Annotated in this window: 2 protein-coding genes; both read right to left on the bottom strand. The window is 40.0% G+C overall.

Translation table 11 applies throughout. From position 1 onward, the window contains the following. A partial coding sequence (locus ACFIO3_RS13610; RefSeq protein WP_375704640.1) for a putative sulfate exporter family transporter occupies positions 1-395 on the bottom strand: 395 nt, incomplete at its 3' end. A 49-nt stretch (positions 396-444) separates the two neighbouring features. Continuing rightward, entirely contained in the window at positions 445-1050 is a 606-nt protein-coding gene (gene recR / locus ACFIO3_RS13605) for a recombination mediator RecR (RefSeq protein WP_273790577.1), read from the bottom strand. Positions 1051-1122: the final 72 nt, after the last annotated feature.

Raw genomic sequence — 1122 nt, 5'->3', positions numbered from 1 at the left:
ACTAACATTGCTAAATGTGTAGAAAGCCCGAAAAGTCGACCAATGACAAAGCTAAGGATAATTGTTATGAATATAACGAATACGATGCTAGCAAGTAAATTCCAACCAGCTGAAAGGACTGCATTAATACTAATGCTTGCACCTAGAAGAACAATAGCAATTTCGAGAAGTGTTTTTGCACAAAAGGTGATACCTTTTTGAAAATATGTTGGCAAAGTAAAACAACTACGAGTAATAGAGCCTAAAAGAATTGCCAAAACAAGGCTTTCAAGCCACGCTTCTGCAAAAAGCTGTTTTTCTACAACTTCTAAACCATAAGCTAAGGCTGATATGAGTAAACATACTAAAATACCAGGACCAAAGTCGTTTAAAAGTGAGAGTTTTTTCTTGATCACTTGAATATTCCCCCGTCATTAAAAAGCTAAAGGTTAAGAAGAAAAAGTTTTAAAGATTTGTTCTTGCTTGTACAGCTGCTGCTAAAGTTCCGTCATCAAGATAATCAAGCTCGCCTCCTACAGGGACACCATGAGCAAGTCGCGTAATTTTAACTGGAAAATTGGAAAGCTGATCGGTGATATAGTGAGCAGTTGTTTGACCTTCGACAGTCGCATTGACAGCAAGAATAATCTCCGTAATAGGGTTTTGTACAACACGTTGTATTAAGGTGGCAATATTGAGTTCATCAGGGCCTATTCCATCTAAGGGAGAGAGTCGTCCACCCAACACATGGTAACGTGCGGCTAAAGTTTTTGCGCGCTCAAGAGCCCACAGATCAGCAATATCCTCAACAACAATGATTGTTGTATCATCGCGGCGTAAATCTGTGCAAATTGAACAAGGATCAATGGTATCGACATTTCCACAAACAGAACAAATGCCGACTTTTTCTATAGCTGCTTGTATAGCCGCTCCCAAAGGCTCCAGCAATGTCTCTTTTTTTTTGATAAGATGAAGCGCAGCACGACGTGCTGAACGTGGACCAAGACCTGGTAACCGTGATAAAATCTGAATGAGACGTTCAATCTCAGGTCCTGCAATGTATTTAGACATATTTTTGTCCCACGGAAAAAATCCGTTTCATTAAAATGGAAGCTTGAAACCTGATGGGAGTGGTAGCCCTGC

The organism is Bartonella sp. AD328YNZD (assembly GCF_042196425.1).
The sequence above is the reverse complement of the archived record's forward strand: the minus strand, read 5'-3'. Positions and strand labels throughout refer to the sequence as shown.